This window comes from Mycobacterium sp. E342 (assembly GCF_001667665.1).
GTDB lineage: Bacteria > Actinomycetota > Actinomycetes > Mycobacteriales > Mycobacteriaceae > Mycobacterium.
The window spans coordinates 1-616 of record NZ_LZJM01000144.1 but is presented as its reverse complement, the minus strand read 5'-3'; the positions used below and the strand labels follow the sequence as shown (position 1 = coordinate 616).

The window sequence follows — 616 nt, the reverse complement described above, 5'->3', positions numbered from 1 at the left end:
GGTTCTTCCTGTTCTTGCTCGCCGTTCTGCTGGTCCTGGGCATCTACGTCGTGCTGCAGTTCGCTCGCCGCCGGCGCGTGCTGCGCTTTGCCAACATGGAGGTGCTGGAGCGGGTCGCGCCGGCGCACCCCAGCCGGTGGCGCCACGTGCCGACGATCCTGCTGGCGACCTCGCTGGTGCTGCTGACCACCGCGATGGCCGGGCCGACCTCCGATGTGCGGATCCCGCTGAACCGGGCGGTCGTCATGCTGGTGATCGACGTGTCGGAGTCGATGGCCTCGACCGACGTCGCGCCCGACCGGCTGACCGCCGCGAAGGTGGCCGGCAAGCAATTCGCCACCCAGCTGACCCCGGGCATCAACCTCGGGCTGGTGGGCTTCGCGGGCACGCCGTACCTGCTGGTGCCGCCCACCCCGCAGCACCAGGCGACCATCGATGCGCTCAAGAAGCTCGACTTCGCCGACAGCACCGCCACCGGCGAGGCCATCTTCACCGCCCTGCACGCGGTCAGCGCCACCGCCATCACGGGCGGCGACACCCCGCCGCCGGCCCGCATCGTGCTGCTCTCCGACGGCAAGGAGAACAAGCCGTCCAATCCCAGCGACCCGCATGACGG

General features: G+C 70.5%; 1 protein-coding gene. It reads left to right on the top strand.

Annotated features, from left to right (window positions below):
- Positions 1-8 precede the first annotated feature (8 nt).
- Positions 9-616, top strand: a 608-nt coding sequence (locus tag A5692_RS09375; RefSeq protein WP_231984249.1) for a VWA domain-containing protein, incomplete at its 3' end; no start/stop codon positions are given.